A 16,963-nucleotide genomic window follows, 5' to 3' on the forward strand; every position below is an offset into this window, starting at 1 on the left:
GGAGTCATTAATTTGTGCGGGCGTAAGCGTCCAGCAGCTTGCGGTCAATTTTGCCGTTAGGATTCAGCGGCAAAGCGTCTTTTACGATAATTTGTGAAGGCACCATATAGTGCGGGACCACCTTCGACAGCGACGTTTTGATGGTATCCGGCGCCATATCCGTCACGCAGAACGCGGCAATGCGCAGCACGCTGCCGCAGGATTTCATCAGCGGCAGAACCACCGCTTCATTGATGCCGGACATGGCCAGAAGGCGGTTTTCAATCTCATTGATTTCAATACGGTAGCCATTCAGTTTGACCTGGCTATCGTTGCGGCCCTGGCAATAGATAAGCCCCGCTTCATAGCCCAGATCGCCTGTCCGGTAGCCGCGAAATGCTTCATTTTCCCGACGGAGTAATTTTTCTGCATTCTCCTGCGGCAGGCCGAGGTAGCCGCGCATGACGTTTTTACCCCAGATAATCAGCTCGCCCTCAGAGGAAATTTCCATTCTGCTCTCAGGCATCATGACCCCCACCGGCAGCACGGCGCTGTCGCTGTTCAGGATCTCATCCGTGATTTCAACCACGGTCGTCGCGATGGTCGCTTCCGTTGGGCCATAGGAGTTGATGATTTTGGCCTGCGGGAAACGGCGGCGGAGCTGTTTAACCAGCGCCTTATTTAACACTTCACCAATGAAGATAAAGACGTTGAGCGCAGGCAAATACTCGCTGTTGAACTGCGGGGAAAGCAGCTGCTGGTATGCAAAAGAGGGGGTGGAAACCCAGGCGGAGACCGCATTACTTTTCAGTCGCTCCAGCCAGTTCTCTTTCTGAATATCGTCTTTGGCGTTCAGCACAATGTGTCCGCCCATCGCCAGATTCGCCAGCAAAGGGATCAGGGAGAGGTCAAAACTGAACACCGCGTGGTTCATCAGCACCGGTTTTTCCGGCAGCGAAAAGTCCTGGCTGACCCATTTCATGAAGTGCCATACGCTTTCACGCCCAATCTGCACCCCTTTAGGCTTGCCGGTGCTGCCTGAGGTAAACATGATATAGGCCAGATCCTGCTCCTCCAGCACCTTGCCTGGTTCACCCGTGGCGATGAACTGCCGGGTCGCGACGTCGTAATAGTAAGGGGCATTGGCCAGATGGCAGATCTCCCGCAGGCGCTCCTGTGGGTAGATGCAGTCCACCGGGATGTACGGAATGTTGTGCAGCAGACAGCTATAAATCGCCACGGCGAACTCGGCCTGCTGGTGTCCGTACAAGACGACCGGCGTACCGGCAACAGGCTGGCAACGCTGATAGCGCTGTGCCCAGTCCGTCACGGCAGCAGAAAGCTGTAGCCAGCTTAAGGCTTCGTCGCTGCCGCTGATGGCCAGTTGCTGCGGGGAGGCGGGATCGCATAATGCCGCACGTAAGAAATCCTGCAGTTCCTGAAGATCGGAGTGATTTTTCATAGAGGTGACATTCCACTAAAGATGTAAAGGGATCCCGCGGCGCTTCCCAGCGTCAGAATTCTCCCTAAAAACGCAACGGCCGGATACTGCAAACCGCGGTGCAATGCCGGGCTGCGCTTGGCTGACCACAGCAGCATGTTATGAGTAACGGAAATCGCGCCAAACAGCGCGCCGCTGATGACGTAATGGCGTTCCAGGCCATTCCATGCCCCCATGCAGAACAGGGTGCAAAAAATACCGATATTTTGCGCCAGCGTTTTGTTCTGACGGAAAAAGTTGAACTTCATCAGGTTCATATAGACGGGCATAAAGACCACATCGCGCAGCCATTCAGACAAACTGATGTGGAAGCGGCGCCAGAAGTCCTGCGGGTTCTTTGCCAGAAGGGGCATATTGAAGTTTGCCGGAATGTTCAACCCAAACAGGCGGCCCGCACCGATGGCCATATTGCTGTAGCCCGCAAAATCAAAGTAGAGGTAGGCGCTGTAGGCAATCGACATCACCACGCCCACGGTCAGCGTAAACGGCTTATGGCTCCAGGGCTGCACGACAAGTGAATCAACCAGCATGGCAAACAGGAACTTCTGGATAATGCCGGTAACGATTTGCTCTAACGCGACCAAAAACTGTTCACGGTTAAGGGCAAACACGGGCTTGCTGACGTCACTCATCCATGTCCGCCAGCGGTACATCGGGCCTGCCAGGATGATAAAGGGCATAAACAGATAGCAGAAATAGTGCAGGAAATTCTGGCCTTCTTTTTTACTGCGATAGAGCAGCACGTCCACTGCGCGGAACGTCATAAAAGAGAGGCCGATCATGCCGAGATGATGATTAACGTGCAATTTCACTAAAAATAAAGGAAGCAGCGTTAATACAATAGCTTGCCAGGTTTTTAACCATCCTTTTTCTTTTAACGCGGCGACAAGGTAAAAACTGATAAAAACGACCGCGGGAACACGGTAATCACCCTGAAAAATATAGCCCCAGCCTAATGCAGCCAGGACAGATAAGGCCGATAAATAAGTCAGGCGATGACGTAATACGCGATTGACCAGCGCAAACACCAGAGCGGATGAAAACAAATAGACAAAAAACATTCCTGAGCTATACATCATTCGGCCTCAGAACTTTTGATATTCAAAATGCAGCTGCATACTCATGCTGTCATCGACAGAGGTCCACGCGACGATAGTGATCGCGAGCAGGAGATAAAGGAAAAAAAGACGGATCGCGATTTTCATTATTTAAAGCTCTGTGCAATAAAGCGAATCATAGGAACCCAGGCCAGTTCGGAAGGGTGCAAACGATCCCAGTTCCAGCCATTCTGATAAGGCATGGCGTACATATCTAAATAAGGGATCTGGTTCTTTTCCAGAATGGTTTTAATTTGCTTATCAACCGGGCGGAAGGTATCGGTATTGTAAAGCGCCCAGGGGTTAACCGGGTCGACGATAGCAATTACCTGCACGTGACGTTCCTTCAGCAGCTGGACGGTTTTACTGAACGCAGCGATTTGCGCAGGCACGACCGGCGTGTCATCCCACTGTTGCGGCTTACCGTCCTCTTCGTAAATCGTTTTGTCCATCCACAGCGTGGCCGCGCTCTGCTGGCGTTTTTTATTTAACTCGCGCGCATTCGCCAGCTCTTTATCCCAGTCAGGGGTAATGTGGGTGGTGGGCTGCTGCGGCCACGGCTGTACCGTCTGGGGCGTGACGTTGAGCAGCGCCAGCCAGTCGTTTTTTATCATTGTGCAGACGTTCGCAAACTGGAAGCTCAGCTCGTCCCACATCAGATCGGGGTGCCAGCCAAAGACGCGCATTTGACCAAAGGTTAAATGGCTTATCTCTTTACTATTAATATGCTTTAAATAATTAACCAGCAGCGGGCGCGCCTGCGGGTCCTTCATCAGCGGATTAAAAATAGAACCGGGGAAATTATCGGCGTAGATAGCCGGTGGCAGCCCTTTTGAGTAAAAGCTGTCAGGTGCCAGAAGTAAAACAACTTTACTGTTTGCGTTAAGGCTATTTTTAAAACGCGAGAACAGTAAAAACTGCGTTTCGTCATCGACAAACGCATCGCCATACGCCACAACGGGTGTGTGTAATTGCTTATTAAAGTAATTATATACAGCGTAATGTTCATCTTCTGAGGTGGCAACCTCAGACGCGCCAATGAAGAAAATCGCATTACCTTGTAAGGCATGGGAAATAGTCGCAATTTTTTCCGCTTGTTCTTTCGGCGTGCCCTCCATTGATTTAATCAGCGGCTGGAAGGTGAGGGGCGGATCGAAGCTCGTCACCAGCGGGTGAACACACAGGAACAAAATGGCCAGAGTCGCCATCAGGATATGTAAGCAAAGCGTATTTTTGATTTTCATCATCAACCAGTAACACTGCATGGCAGTAATTTCTAAAATCTGTCGGTACTCAGATTTATAACAATTACACAACAAATGGCCGTCTATTTTTGTGGCATTCTATACCAGAGCGATTTAAAAGGATGAGCGTTGCTGTGTAACGGTATGTACAAGGGAGCAGAGACCGATGCGCGGTAAGCGCCTGGGTGATTTTTGCGCAGTCAAACGCCGGTGGCTAAAAATAGAAAAATTCCTGCTTTACAAGGCGCTAATAGATGTTTATAGTGCGCCTCACTTTGGAAGCGTGGCCGAGCGGTTGAAGGCACCGGTCTTGAAAACCGGCGACCCGAAAGGGTTCTAGAGTTCGAATCTCTACGCTTCCGCCAAATTCGAAACCCAGATCGTTATGCGATCTGGGTTTTTTGTTTTGAGCCGGTTTCTGCTTGCGTGCTGAAGAGGCGCTGGAACGGTGCTCTGGCATCCGTCACGCGGGTGCGCCGCTGATCAAAAGACGTACACAGAACCCTGTTCTATTTTTAGCACAACGTTTTGTTTTATATTTTTTAACGTCCAGCCCTATGCTATTCCTGTTTTTAATGGCCATATGATTTTTCATATAATAAGACGCTGTCTCCATTACACGAGGCACAAAAGAGAACAGGTTCTTAATAATCTTTCATGTTTCATTTCATTTTCTGCAAGTAGTTTGGCCTGACGCGCAAAACTGATTAAATCATGGTGTGGATCACTGCCGACAGAGCATAACTAAAATATAATGGCGGTATCGTTCTGAAGCAGGGTTTATTCGCTTCAAAAAATTACTGTTACCCACCATGAATGGAAGACATGATGAGAGGAAAAATCCCCAAGAGCGAGCTGCTGGTGACGTTCGAAGTTGTGGCGCGTCACGAAAGCTATACCCGCGCGGCAGAAGAGCTGGCGTTAACGCAGAGTGCAGTGTTCAGACAGGTGACGGCCCTGGAGGAGTTTTTACACACCTCATTATTCAATCATGCCAAAAAGCGGATTTTTCTGAATGCAGCAGGCAAGCATTATTTGAATATCGTCAAAGAGACGCTTAATAAGCTGGAACGCGATACAAATATGATAATGTCCTGGCAGCCTGCCGTTCAGGTTGTGGAGCTGGCGGTAAATCCCACCTTCAGTACGCATTGGCTGATCCCTAATTTATGGGAGTTTAATAAATTAAATCCTGATATTATTGTTAACATTCACTCGCTGGCCAATATCGGCGATTTTTTAAATCGTGAATACGATGCGGCTATTATGCGCGCCGATTTTTGTCCCCCGTGGTCGGAAGTCGATTATTTATTTGAAGAGGAGATCCTGCCGGTCTGCAGCCGAAGCTTGCTCCCCAGCGCGGAGCAGAAGCTGGGGGTTGAGGAGCTGCTCAGTGAGTTTCCGCTGTTACACCAAAGCACTCGCATCAATGGCTGGCAGGAGTGGTTTGCGCTGTCCGGTATTACCAGTCCGGACGTGAATCTTGGCCCGCGTTTTGACCTCCTCTCGATGCTGATTGCCGCAGTACGATCGAATCTTGGGGTCGCGCTGCTTCCCCGCTTCGCCATCCAGCATGACCTGGACTGCGGCGAGATGGTGATCCCCTGTGATGTTCCTATCCGCACCGGCAACCGCTTCATCATGACGTGGCGGGAGGAAAAGGCTCAGTCCCTGCCGTTACAAACCTTCCGCGAGTGGCTATTACAAAAATCAGTGGTATCGCCGGCCGCGTAATAACATCGGATGGCGGCAGTGCGGCGCGCCATCCGGTACCGACATGCTTACCAGTCAATGCCCTCCTGCGCCTGAATACCGCTGTCAAATGCGTGTTTTACCGGGCGCATTTCGCTGACCGTGTCGGCAAGCGCCAGTAACTGCGAGTGACAGCCGCGTCCGGTGACGATCACAGTCTGCTGCACCGGACGGTTCTCAACTGCCGCGATCACCTCCTGAGTATCCAGATAGTGATAAGCCAGCATATAGGTGAGCTCATCCAGAACCACCAGGTCGTAGCTCGGGTCAGCCAGCATGCGCTTGCTCTCCTGCCACACCGCCGCTGCGGCCTGAATATCCGTCTCCCGGTTTTGTGTCTCCCAGGTAAAGCCGGTGCCCATAATGTGAAACTCGACGCCGAGCGGATGCAGGGTGTTGTATTCACCATTATCCCACTGGCCTTTAATAAACTGCGCGACGCCAACGGTTTTACCGTGGCCGACGGCACGCGTCGCCGTACCGAAGGCGGCGGTGGACTTGCCTTTTCCGTTGCCGGTGAAGACGATCAGAATGCCTTTCTTCTCTGTTGCCGCCGCCACGCGGATATCAACCTGCTCTTTGCGCTTTTGCTGTCGTTGGCGGTGTTTTTCTGCGTTAGCTCGCGCTTCCATAGTGGCTCCTTAATGTCCGGCAGGGCAGGATGCACAGCGATGCTGCTGCTCAAACTGGCTGAAGAAATTATTCCCTTTGTCGTCAACCAGCACAAAGGCGGGCAGATTCTCGACCTCCATCATCCATACCGCCTCCATGCCCAGTTCGGGATACTCAAGGCAGCGCAGGCTTTTCACATACTGCTGCGCCAGCAGCGCCGCCGCACCGCCGATGCTGCCGAGGTTGAAGCCGCCGTGCTTATGGCAGGCATCGGTAACCTGCTGGCTGCGGTTGCCCTTGGAAAGCATGATCAGGCTTCCGCCTGCGGCCTGGAAAGCATCGACGTAGCCGTCCATGCGCCCGCCGGTGGTCGGACCGAGGGAGCCGCAGGCCTGATTCTCCGGTGTTTTCGCCGGACCGGCGTAATAGACGATATGGTTTTTCATGTACTCCGGCATCGGCTCGCCATTATCCAGCCGGGCTTTGATTTTTGCGTGAACAATATCGCGTGCGACCACGATCGGACCGCTTAACGACAGCCGGGTGCCGATCGGCAGGGCAGACATATCACGCAGGATCTCGCGCAGCTGGCGGTTCAGGTTGATCTGTACGGTTCGGACGTCGTGTTCCTCACGGCTGGCGTCGGGGATGTATTTCCCTGGATTATGTTCCAGCTTCTCCAGCCAGATACCGTGCTTGTTGATTTTCGCTTTGATATTGCGGTCGGCGGAGCAGGAGAGCGCCATGGCGACAGGGCAGGAACCGCCGTGACGCGGCAGGCGGATGACGCGAATATCGTGCGCGAAATACTTGCCGCCAAACTGGGCACCGATGCCGAATTCGCGGCTGGCGTTGAGCAGCGTGGCTTCCAGCGCCGTATCGCGGAACGCCTGGCCCAGCTCGTTCCCGCTGGTGGGCAGGTTGTCATAATATTTTGTTGAGGCCAGCTTCGCCACCTTCAGCGCCTGGTCGGCAGAGAGGCCGCCGACCACAAAGGCAATGTGATACGGTGGACAGGCCGCGGTACCGAGCGACTTCATCTTCTCGATCAGGAACGCGGTGAGCTTCTCCGGCTGCAGAATCGATTTCGTTTCCTGGAACAGCGCGGCTTTGTTAGCCGATCCGCCGCCTTTATTGACAAACAGGAAGCGATATTCGCTCCCCGGCGTCGCGCTGATGTCTATCTGCGCCGGCAGGTTGGTTTGGGTATTAACCTCGGTATACATGTCCAGCGGTGCGTTTTGCGAGTAGCGCAGGTTACACTCGCTAAAGGTGGTATAAATCCCTTTGCTCAGCGCTTCGGCATCATCACCGCCGGTCCAGACGTGCTGGCCTTTGCTCGCCACAACGGTGGCCGTGCCGGTATCCTGACAGTTTGGCAGGACGCCTTTTGCCGACACTTCGGCGTTGCGCAGCAGCTGCAGGGCGACATACTTATCGTTACTGCTGGCCTGCGGGTCATGCAGGATGCTGGCTATCTGCGTTAAATGTCCGGCGCGCAGGAAAAATGAGGCTTCATAAAAGGCCTGCTGTGCCAACAGGGTCAATGCCTCAGGCGCCACCTTAATGACCTCCTCGCCCTCTAACTCCGTCACCGTAACGTGCTGTGTGCTGAGGAGTTCATATTCCGTCGTATCGTTACTCTGAACAAACAGTTCCTGCCAGACAAATGGTTTAGACATAGTACTTCTCACTTTGTGGTTGTTTTTGCCGGGCGCTGGCGCAGCTGCCGCGCCCGGCTGACAAAATCACAGTCAATGGGCTAAAAAGAGGCTGGCCTGCGTCGCCCCGGCAACATACGCAATCGTCTGCTGGGCGCGGACGCTATTCCCGGCGGCATCCAGCGGTGGCGAGTAGACCGCGATGGCGTATTGACCGGGCACGATGGCAACCATGCCACCGCCGACGCCGCTCTTCGCCGGGATCCCAACGGTGTACAGCCATTTGCCGCTGCCGTCGTACAGCCCGGCAATCGCCATTTCCGCCAGAACCTGCGGCACGTAGCGTTCATTCAGCAGTTGCTTACCGTTGAAAGGCGATTTGCCCTTGTTTGCCAGCACCGCGCCCATTTTGGCGAGCTGCTCAACGGTGATGTCTACGGAACACTGGCGGGTGTAGATTTCGACGGCTTCCCGGGTATCGCCATAAAAGCTGTTGTAGGAGGCCATCAGCATCGCCAGCGCCTGGTTATGCTGATTGGTCTCCATTTCCGATTTGAACACCGGCTCGTTGACGGTCAGCGAGGCATCGGCCCACGCGTTCAGGTTATTGAGGATCGTGTTCCAGCGGTCAGTCTTATCTTTCGCCTCAATCAGGCTAACCGTGCTCATCGCCCCCGCATTCACCAGCGGGTTTTCCGGCGCACCTTTGGTCAGCTCAATGGCTAAACCGGAGTTGAAGGGCAGACCGGTCGCACTGGCGCCGAGTTTATCCAGTACCTCCTGCGGACCGCGCTGCTCCATCGCCAGCGCCAGGGTGAAAACCTTGCTCAGCGACTCCATTGGAAACGCTTTTTTCACATCGCCAACCTGGTAAATCTTGCCGTCGACCGTGGCGAGGGTGATGGCGAAATTGTCGGGGCTATAGGTCGCCAGGGCAGGGATGTAGTCGGCGACCTTCCCCTCATGATTACCTTTGAATTTTTGGTGAGCCTGTTCAAGCAGCTGCGCATAGTCCGGCGCGGTTTGCGCCAGCGTGGCAGCGCTAAACATCAGGCTGACGGATAAGAGGCTGACGCCGAAAATGTTTATCTTCATGGGGCTTTCCTGTACATCGGAAGACGAAAGGCCAACCACGGTTGGCCTTTGTAATCAATACATGGCGATTTCAGTTTCTGAAGCAGTGCTTTCTTTGGCCGGAACCTTGCCGCGGCAGCCGGCGCCGAAGTGCTCGCCTTCCCAGCGACCGACGATAGCGGCACCCATTGCGTTACTCATCACGTTGGTGGCGGAACGGCCCATGTCGAGGAACGGATCGACGCCCATCAGCAGAATCAGACCCGCTTCCGGAATGTTGAACTGGTTGAGCGTGGCGGCAATAACCACCATCGATGCGCGCGGCACGCCCGCCATCCCTTTAGAGGTCAGCATCAGGATCAGCAGCATGGTGATCTGCTCGCCAATGCTCAGTTCGATGTTGCACGCCTGGGCGATAAACACGGTCGCAAACGAGCAGTAGGCCATTGAGCCGACCAGGTTAAAGGAGTAGCCGATGGGCAGGACAAAGCTGGCAATCCTGGAGGAGACGCCGAATTTTTCCAGTTTGTTCAGCGTGCCCGGGAAAGCCGCTTCTGAACTTGAGGTCGTAAAGGCCAGCAGCGCAGGTTCGAGAATCGCTTTAGTCAGACGACTGATGCACGGACCGACAATCATCGTGGACAGGCCAATCAGAATCGCCCACAGCAGGCCGAGCGTCATGTAGAACTCACCCATGAAAATACCGGCGCTGACCATCACGCCCAGACCGCGTTCGGCAATCAGTCCGGAGATCGCGGCAAATACGGTCAGCGGGGCAAACAGCATGACGTAACCCGTCAGCTTCAGCATCACATGCACCAGAGAGTCGAGCACCTTAATGATGGGGTCGGCTTTCTCACCAATGGCTGCCAGGCTGCAGCCGAGGAAAATCGAGAACACCACGATTTGCAGAATCTCGTTGCGGGCCATCGCATCAACGATGCTGGTCGGTACCGCGTGAGAGATAAACACTTTCAGCGTGAACGGCTCGGACTGAACGGCCGCAACGGCCCCGGCGTCATGGGGAACAAAGTTAATGCCTGCGCCAGGCTGGAAGATGTTGACGATAACCAGCCCCAGGGCGATGGACAGCAGCGAGGCGCAAATAAAGAGGAAAAAGGTTTTGGAGAATATACGGCCAAGCGTTTTAGCATCACCCATTTTGGCTATACCGACCACCAGGGTGGAAATGACCAGCGGGGCAATAATCATTTTCACCATGCGTAAGAATATGGTGGTGAAAATAGAGATATCCTGTGCGTACGTTTTTGCTGTATCTGCTGATGCCATATTATTAATGACCACCCCGGCAATCATGCCGAGTATCAAACCTAATATGATCATTTTCGTTAAGCTTATTTTTTTCATGTTTACTCCATCGGATAAAGGTTGGTTAATGTGTAGGGTCGCGTGCGCCTGAGCCCTGATGAACCGCTCAGACGCACGTTTGTTGTGACCAACCGCATGAATTATCTGGAATACAGTGATACAGCAAATATCTATATCCCAATGGACGCTGTTGTATTTGTAGTGTTACAGATCAAACTCGATACTTAATAACGGTGCATGCTGCTGGGCACCATAGACATCATTGTCACCGACGTTGCCGGAGATAATATCGCGAGGCATGACGATTTTGACCGCATTGGCCGGATCGAACCAGATAATGCGATGAATAAAGTCAGGCTTGACGTTATATAAACGGGCAATAAGCTGCGGCGTTAATTGCTCCGAGGCTTTTACCCGCTGATAGTCTTCACGCGTTTTAAATAAAATATCCAGAACCAGCTCATACGGTCCGGCGTTTTTAGAACGAATGACCTGCGCCAGTGAGCAAATACCCTGTTTCATAGCTGAACTCCTTCTGGCGTGACCTGCTCGAGGTGGAAATCAAAACGCAGCGCGTCGCTCGCTTCGATCAGGTGGTAGATTGAGAACTCATACACCGGGCCGCTCTGAATGTCGGAAGGGGAGAAAGGGAACGCGAGGTTGCCCGCTGTTGCGATCCGGTTTTCATAGCCGTAGTGCAGCAGGGTAGAGCGCACCAGCGAACAGACGCTGTTGGCGATATCCTGGGTGGGGGCCACTACGTCCAGCAAAATACCCAGTTCGTGCCCGGCGGACTGCATCGGCTCATGGTTGCCCATCACGCCATTCTTTCCGTACAGGTGGAACGTCATGCGGATGCTGTCGTCATTCAGCGAGAGGTTGCGCTTCACGCTGACCTGCACTTCTTCTAGGATATTATCGATCCCGGCAATCATGATCGGGTCGCGCGTACCGGCAATGGTCAGGCAGCGGAAGCCGACCCGGCGGGCGCCTTCCAGCTTCAGCGCGTACGGCGTTTCTTCGTGGCGGGAACCGCTGACGTACACTTCGCCCTCGTTGACCGCTTTGAAGCTGCACCCTTTCAGGTTCAGAACGCCGCCCGGCCCCGGCAGGAAGTACGGGTCAGATTTCTCGTACAGGGTGTGCGCCGCCGCCGACGTTTCGGTGAATTTACGCTTCGGATTAAACGTTTTCAGCGTAAAGCCGTTATCGTCAATGATGCCCATCGCGCAGTCGGAGCCGGACCCCGGCGTAGCGGCAATCGCCGCGCACTCGAGGATCTTACCGCAGTGCAGCGCCAGACCTTCATCGAAGCCCTGCATGATGGGCAGCGCGGCAAAGCAGGCCGGATCGTACGCCCGTCCGCCCAGCACCACCTGCGCCCCGGCCGCCAGCGCCCGCTGGAAAGGCTCGATACCCATCTGCGCCACGATATAGGTGCTCTCTTCGATAGCCTCGTGGGTCAGTTCCGGGACGAAATCCAGGGCGGTGATTTTCCCGTCATCCAGCGCCTGATGCACGGTGGCTTTATCGACATCCGACGGGATCAGCGCCATGGAGAATGAGAGTTTCTCTTCCTGAGCAATCTCAAGGATTATCTGGCGGCACCACTCCAGATGAGGCGCGGCGCCGGACCCACCGGCGGTACCGATCACCACCGGAATGTTGTGCTTAACGCCAGCCACGATCATATAGCGTAGATCGCGTTTTACCCCCGCCCGGTCGGTGAAAGGCTTACCTGCCCCCAGGTAGTGGGGGCCAGGGTCGGAAGAGCCTGCGTCGACCGCAATAAGATCCGGCGACGCTTCCATGGCCTTCCGAAAGCTCTCTTCCGGGAAGCCATAGCCCAGGATAGCCGTTGGCGATAAGATCTTAAATGTACGTGCCATCTTTTAATCCTTAGTCTGCAACAGTGCGATGGTGCGGTTCATTTCGTTAAACACGATGTTAAGACCTTCATCGAAGCCCATGCCCGGTTTGATCAGCATGCGCATCGGGCGAGCGGCGAGGGCCACGTGCACGCAGGTGCGGGCGCTGATTTCCGTTTCGTTACAGGTACCGCCCTGATAGGCTTCCATGCCGTGCTTGTTGCAATACAGCACCGCATCAACGATGTTGTGAATACCGCCCAGGTCCGGGGTTTTAATCTGCACCATGTGGCAGCTGCCCGCATCGGTGAAGTCCACAATGTCCTGATAGGTGTTACACCACTCATCGGCAACGATTTTCACGCCGGAACCCAGACGCATCAGCTCGTGGGTGATGGCGGTCAGCAGGCGGATCTGATCCGGCTTGTTACCCGCATCCACCGGCCCTTCAATGTACAGCGGCAGGCCCTGGGCTTCTTTTTCGAGGCTGGCGATATAGGCGGCGCAACGTACCGGATCCATATCGAAAATCAGACCGATGGTGCCGTACACGTCAATGTGCAGCGTCGGGCGATAGCGCGGGCTGGTGCGCAGGCTCAGGATGCGGTCGGATAACCAGCGCACATACTCCCGCAGTTTTTCCCCTTTCAGGCCCAGCTTCTCTTCCACGTTGTTGATAAGCGCATGTGGCAGTACGTCAACGCCTTTGAGGATCATCTTGTCGACGGCGATATAGCGGTCGTCGCCGCTCTGACCAAATAACGGAATGGCCTCCGGAACGCACGGCAGCTGCCATTCATCACACACGACTTCCGTTTTCAGGCGGCCGGTCGCCAGTGCCGCCGCGTCGAGCAGCGCCTGCGACAGACCATAGCGTACGGCGGTATGCAGCAGATGGCCGTCTATACGCAGTTCGTCAAAGAAACGGGCATTCGTCAGGAACCGGTCAACGTCACGGCCTTCCAGCAGCGGCTTGATGTGATCGTTGAGGAACGGAATGAAGTGTTCAGCCAGGAACAGCGGATCACGACCGCCTGCCCCTGAATATTGCACCGCTGCACAATCGCCCACCGCCACCGCGCCGTTTTCCAGAATCAGCTGTACGGATACGCATTCACCCGCCTGACGAACGGACGTAAATCCAGGCGTTACCGGATTGCCGGTATAGATAAACCCGTCATGACCGGCGCCGTTTTTGATGGCCTGCTGATCGTCGAAATAGAACGAGGAGTAGCCTGCGGTGAAAAGGGCCTGCTTAATTTTCATTATGGTCTTCCTATTAATTTACTGTGGGATACCGCGTTGATGTCATCAACAACCATCTGGAATGAGGGCTTACGGCCTTCAAAACGCGCGCGCTCGGCGACGTAATCGTGATGCAGGGCGAGGATATCTTTCGGCAGCGGAACCGCACCGGCTTCCAGCACGCGAATGGCACCGGCGTTATCACGCACCGGCAGAATTTTGCCTGCGTTGCAGGAGGCAGGGGCGAACGGTACGTCCAGCACGCCCGCTTCAAACGCCAGCACCGTCCCGCGCGCGACATCGCCGTTGCCCAGTTCGAAGACTTTCTTCAGCACGGCGCGGACTTCGCTCTTAATGAGCTCGACTTCCTGCTCGACGGCGGCGCACGGCGGGAACTTCTGATCGCTGACCATGTTGAGCATCTGACGCGAGGCCTTCAGCCCCTGGGCATTTGCGGCGGCGGTCGGAATGCCGAACGCTTCGTGCGGGCTCTTGGTGATCACTTTGGTCGCCCCGGACATACCGGCAACCGCTGCGCCCCAGGAGATAATGGCAAACGCTTTCGACTCATCTTCCGGGAAGCCGCCCATCCACTGGTGGAAGACGGTACTCAGCTCGTAATCGTCAAAACCGTGGTTATGGAAATATTCGTGGGACAGCTCGCGCAGAGCCTGAATCGCGGCGATATCCTGCGTCAGGCTACCGACCTGGCCGTAGCCGACGGTAATTGACTTCACGCCCTGTTCCAGCGCCAGCAGACCTTCGATAATCGCCACCGAGTGGGACACAAACGGCGGGATCAGGGTGCCGGTCAGCGGACCAAACGGTTCACGGTTAATGCGAATGCCGTTCTCCTCGTACAGGCCCATCAGACGGTCGCAGTACTGCCAGTCGCGGATAGATTTTTCCAGAGTGACGCGCTTGGCGTACGGAATGTTGTAGGAGATACCGCCGCCTTCATAGCTGGTAAAGCCGCTGGCCATCGCGATCTCCGCCAGCAGGCGCGCATCCGGCGTGCCGTGACGTACCTGAATCGGTTTCTCCAGCGCTTCAGTCATGCGGCGGCAGGCGGCGACGCCGTGGTTGACGACCGGTAAGCCGTTAAGTTTGGAGGTGCCCGCTTCGATGGATTTTTGGATCCCTACCGCCGCCTCTTCATAGCGATTCAGACGGGTGTAGGCATCGATGGTGCTGGGCAGCAAATCGCAATCTTCCTGCAGCGTTTTGAGCAGGGCGATATGTTCATCCATCAGCGCTACGCCTGCGCGCGGCTGGCTCAGGGTTTTACCTTCCTGGTCCGCCTTCAGTAGGGCGTGAGAAAAGCGTTTTTGCTCAGGAATGGTTTGCTGGTACTTCACGCCATCTTCGAAGTTCTCAACGTCCTTGCCGGTTTGCCAGGTCTGTAAGACCTGTTGCCGCTCAGTCATGAATTCGTCATGGGTTAGCTTTTTATTTCGAAGTTCCATTCGTTGCTGCCTTAGGTTTTATAGGGTTAAACATTGAATACTGGTGCGAGCCGCCGCCTGCGGGTCCAGCCTGGCGACGTTCGCCAGCAGAGGAAGCAGACCTTTTGCATCGCGGTAATAGTCAAACTGCCCGGGTAAAAGAACGCGTCTGCTGCCGTCGTCCAGCTCGCGGTACTTCAGCCAGCGGTGAATATCGAACTGGCTGGCACGGGAGAGCCATCCCCCGGAACCCACCACTTTGCGCACGGTGGTCAGATCGCGCCCCATCTGCAAATCGACGTTGCCTACGCAGGTACAGACCTGTTTTTTGGTGCCGGCATGGCGCTCGCTGGCGTACCCCACGCACAGCCCGGCCAGCAGCGTGTCGAAATGCTTTTCTTCTTCGGTAGCAGGGAGGTAGTCCGGATGCGCGACCAGATGGCGCAGATAGCCATAGAACGCTTCCCTGCGCTGAGGCTGGTGGGTGAACACCGCGTTCACCAGTTCCTGCGTACTTTCGCCAACCACCACCGCCGAGACGCGCATGCCGAGGTCGCCCTCTACGGTGCGTTTCACAAACGGCTCAGGCACGCCGTGCAGGACGGTATCCGGGGAGAGCATGTTGGCGCTGGCGGAATAGACGTCGGTGGTGGCTCCGCCCATGTCGATCAGCATGAATTCTTTCCACGCGCTGTCGACATCACTGATCGCTTTCACCAGCTCGTAGACGGTCCACGGCGTAGGCATCGGCTCTTCGCCGGTTTCCCCGACGATAACGTCCAGCCCTTTCCCCTTCACGATGCGGGAGAGAAAGACATCGCAGATAGCCTTGCGGGCGGCATACGGATTCGGGTGATCGAGGTCAGGCAAAACGTTGTCGACCACGATCAGATCTTTGTGGCCAAGAATGGCCTGCACGTCGTCCTGAATATCGCGATTTCCGGCGTAAATAATGGCGCAGTCCAGCGTTGACGCAGCCAGCGCGCGGGCATTGGCCAGTCCGTAGCTCTCTTCGCCGCCGTCCGTACCGCCCGTGAACAGCAGAATGTCCGGCGGGGAGTCCTCCAGCGCCTGGATATCGTGACGGTTCAGTTTGTACGAGTAGTACTGGGCGATTTTGGCACCCGCTGAATGGGCGGTGACTTTGGCTGATTCCAGGGTTATTGACGGCACCAGACCCATTGCGGCAACGGCGAGCCCGCCTTTTGCCGACGACGAGTATTTCAGCGTAACGTCCCCGCTGTTCAGCAACGGTCGCGCATCGGCAACGTTTAGCACCTGGTTCAGGCTGGTAAAGAAACCCTCCGCCAGATGGTGGGTCGTCGTCGGGGTCAGAACGTGGTTGACCAACGTTAGCGCATCACCCTCCGGCGTGAAGAGCGCGGCTTTGGTCCACGTCGAACCAATGTCGACTGAGACGATTTGCATCAGAAGCCCTCTTCAAGACAGAGCTCTTCAACGCGCTGACGCTGCTGTATATCGTTCGCCATCAGCTGACAGACGTCTTCCAGGTCGTGGCTCGGAGCGAACACGCGGTTGAAACCCATCTCTTTGAATTTGGCTTCGACATCGGCGAAATCGTGCTTACCCACGACCAGGTTACCGCCAACAAAAAGCAGAATGTCGCCGATACCGCGTTCGATGCAGCGCTCGCGCAGCCCCAGGCAGTCGATGTCGCCATGGCCGTAGATGGATGAAACGACAATAGCATCAGCACCCGTTTCGATGGCCGCATCAATATATTCATCCTGGCTCACCATCACACCAAGATTGATGACGTGAAAATCATGGGAAGTAAAAACACGATCCAGAACTTTATTGCCTACCGCATGGCAGTCAGCACCAATGACGCCAATAACAAGTGTTGATTTCTTCATGGGTAATCCTCTGTAGGGCTGATAGTGAAAATAAAATGGGTATTAAAAACGGTTAATGTACATTGGGTCTGTTAATGGTTTTGGAGTGTGTTTTGAAGACGAAAGGGATGCAATTGATCTATTTTCAAAAAATCCTTCCAAAAATGATGATGGTAATGGTGTTGCATTGAAAAATGTTTTATATCAGTTACTTGTGTGCGCTTTATTTTAGGGTTGATATTTGTCTGTAAACGTCGCTGACAAAACCATTTTAATATTTGTGATCGCGCGCCTGTTTTA

14 protein-coding genes and 1 tRNA gene are annotated in these 16,963 nt (G+C 54.6%); 2 read left to right on the plus strand and 13 right to left on the minus strand.

The window, feature by feature from the left end; translation table 11 throughout:
- Positions 1-7: 7 nt before the first annotated feature.
- The 3 genes from OTG14_RS03550 to OTG14_RS03560 form a co-directional block, all read right to left on the minus strand.
- Positions 8-1,441: an AMP-binding protein gene (locus tag OTG14_RS03550; protein ID WP_024907745.1), complete on the minus strand. Its 1,434-nt coding sequence runs from the start codon at positions 1,439-1,441 to the stop codon at positions 8-10.
- Positions 1,438-2,556: an MBOAT family O-acyltransferase gene (locus OTG14_RS03555; protein ID WP_208763905.1), complete on the minus strand. Its 1,119-nt coding sequence runs from the start codon at positions 2,554-2,556 to the stop codon at positions 1,438-1,440. Before OTG14_RS03555 ends, OTG14_RS03550 begins: the two co-directional genes overlap by 4 nt.
- A 128-nt stretch (positions 2,557-2,684) precedes the next feature.
- Positions 2,685-3,821: a D-alanyl-lipoteichoic acid biosynthesis protein DltD gene (locus tag OTG14_RS03560; RefSeq protein ID WP_267215187.1), complete on the minus strand. Its 1,137-nt coding sequence runs from the start codon at positions 3,819-3,821 to the stop codon at positions 2,685-2,687.
- Positions 3,822-4,098: 277 nt separating this feature from the next.
- Between OTG14_RS03560 and OTG14_RS03565 the strand changes: the two genes are divergently transcribed.
- Together OTG14_RS03565 and OTG14_RS03570 are read left to right on the plus strand one after the other, a co-directional pair.
- Positions 4,099-4,186 (plus strand) — tRNA-Ser (locus OTG14_RS03565).
- Positions 4,187-4,649: 463 nt separating this feature from the next.
- Positions 4,650-5,555 (plus strand): LysR substrate-binding domain-containing protein, encoded by a 906-nt coding sequence (locus tag OTG14_RS03570; RefSeq protein ID WP_048989940.1) that lies wholly within the window; start codon positions 4,650-4,652, stop codon positions 5,553-5,555.
- Positions 5,556-5,602: 47 nt separating this feature from the next.
- Here the strand turns inward: OTG14_RS03570 and cobO are convergent, their stop codons facing one another.
- From cobO to glmS, 10 genes are all read right to left on the minus strand, one after another.
- Positions 5,603-6,205 carry a cob(I)yrinic acid a,c-diamide adenosyltransferase gene (gene cobO / locus OTG14_RS03575; RefSeq protein ID WP_024907741.1) on the minus strand — a complete coding sequence of 201 codons (603 nt, stop codon included), beginning with the start codon at positions 6,203-6,205 and terminating at the stop codon, positions 5,603-5,605.
- A gap of 9 nt (positions 6,206-6,214) precedes the next feature.
- On the minus strand, positions 6,215-7,867 hold the full coding sequence (locus OTG14_RS03580; protein WP_267214588.1) for a class I fumarate hydratase: 1,653 nt from the start codon (positions 7,865-7,867) through the stop codon (positions 6,215-6,217).
- Between the two features lie 72 nt (positions 7,868-7,939).
- Entirely contained in the window at positions 7,940-8,941 is a 1,002-nt protein-coding gene (glsA, locus tag OTG14_RS03585) for a glutaminase A (RefSeq protein WP_024907739.1), read from the minus strand.
- Positions 8,942-8,995: 54 nt separating this feature from the next.
- On the minus strand, positions 8,996-10,288 hold the full coding sequence (locus OTG14_RS03590) for a dicarboxylate/amino acid:cation symporter (RefSeq protein WP_024907738.1): 1,293 nt from the start codon (positions 10,286-10,288) through the stop codon (positions 8,996-8,998).
- Between the two features lie 165 nt (positions 10,289-10,453).
- Complete coding sequence (locus OTG14_RS03595) at positions 10,454-10,771, minus strand: DUF4387 domain-containing protein (protein WP_024907737.1); 318 nt, start codon at positions 10,769-10,771, stop codon at positions 10,454-10,456.
- Entirely contained in the window at positions 10,768-12,138 is a 1,371-nt protein-coding gene (locus OTG14_RS03600) for an acyclic terpene utilization AtuA family protein (protein ID WP_048989929.1), read from the minus strand. The genes OTG14_RS03595 and OTG14_RS03600 overlap by 4 nt, the downstream gene beginning before the upstream one ends.
- Before the next feature lie 3 nt (positions 12,139-12,141).
- A complete protein-coding gene (locus tag OTG14_RS03605; protein WP_024907735.1) occupies positions 12,142-13,383 on the minus strand; it encodes a methylaspartate ammonia-lyase in 1,242 nt (413 codons plus the stop codon).
- Positions 13,383-14,828 (minus strand): methylaspartate mutase subunit E, encoded by a 1,446-nt coding sequence (locus tag OTG14_RS03610; protein WP_024907734.1) that lies wholly within the window; start codon positions 14,826-14,828, stop codon positions 13,383-13,385. Before OTG14_RS03610 ends, OTG14_RS03605 begins: the two co-directional genes overlap by 1 nt.
- An 18-nt stretch (positions 14,829-14,846) precedes the next feature.
- Positions 14,847-16,235 carry a methylaspartate mutase accessory protein GlmL gene (glmL, locus tag OTG14_RS03615; RefSeq protein ID WP_267214589.1) on the minus strand — a complete coding sequence of 463 codons (1,389 nt, stop codon included), beginning with the start codon at positions 16,233-16,235 and terminating at the stop codon, positions 14,847-14,849.
- Positions 16,235-16,684: a methylaspartate mutase subunit S gene (gene glmS, locus OTG14_RS03620; RefSeq protein ID WP_024907732.1), complete on the minus strand. Its 450-nt coding sequence runs from the start codon at positions 16,682-16,684 to the stop codon at positions 16,235-16,237. The genes glmL and glmS overlap by 1 nt, the downstream gene beginning before the upstream one ends.
- Positions 16,685-16,963 lie beyond the last annotated feature (279 nt).

The organism is Enterobacter pseudoroggenkampii, assembly GCF_026420145.1.
GTDB classification, from domain to species: Bacteria; Pseudomonadota; Gammaproteobacteria; order Enterobacterales; family Enterobacteriaceae; genus Enterobacter; species Enterobacter pseudoroggenkampii.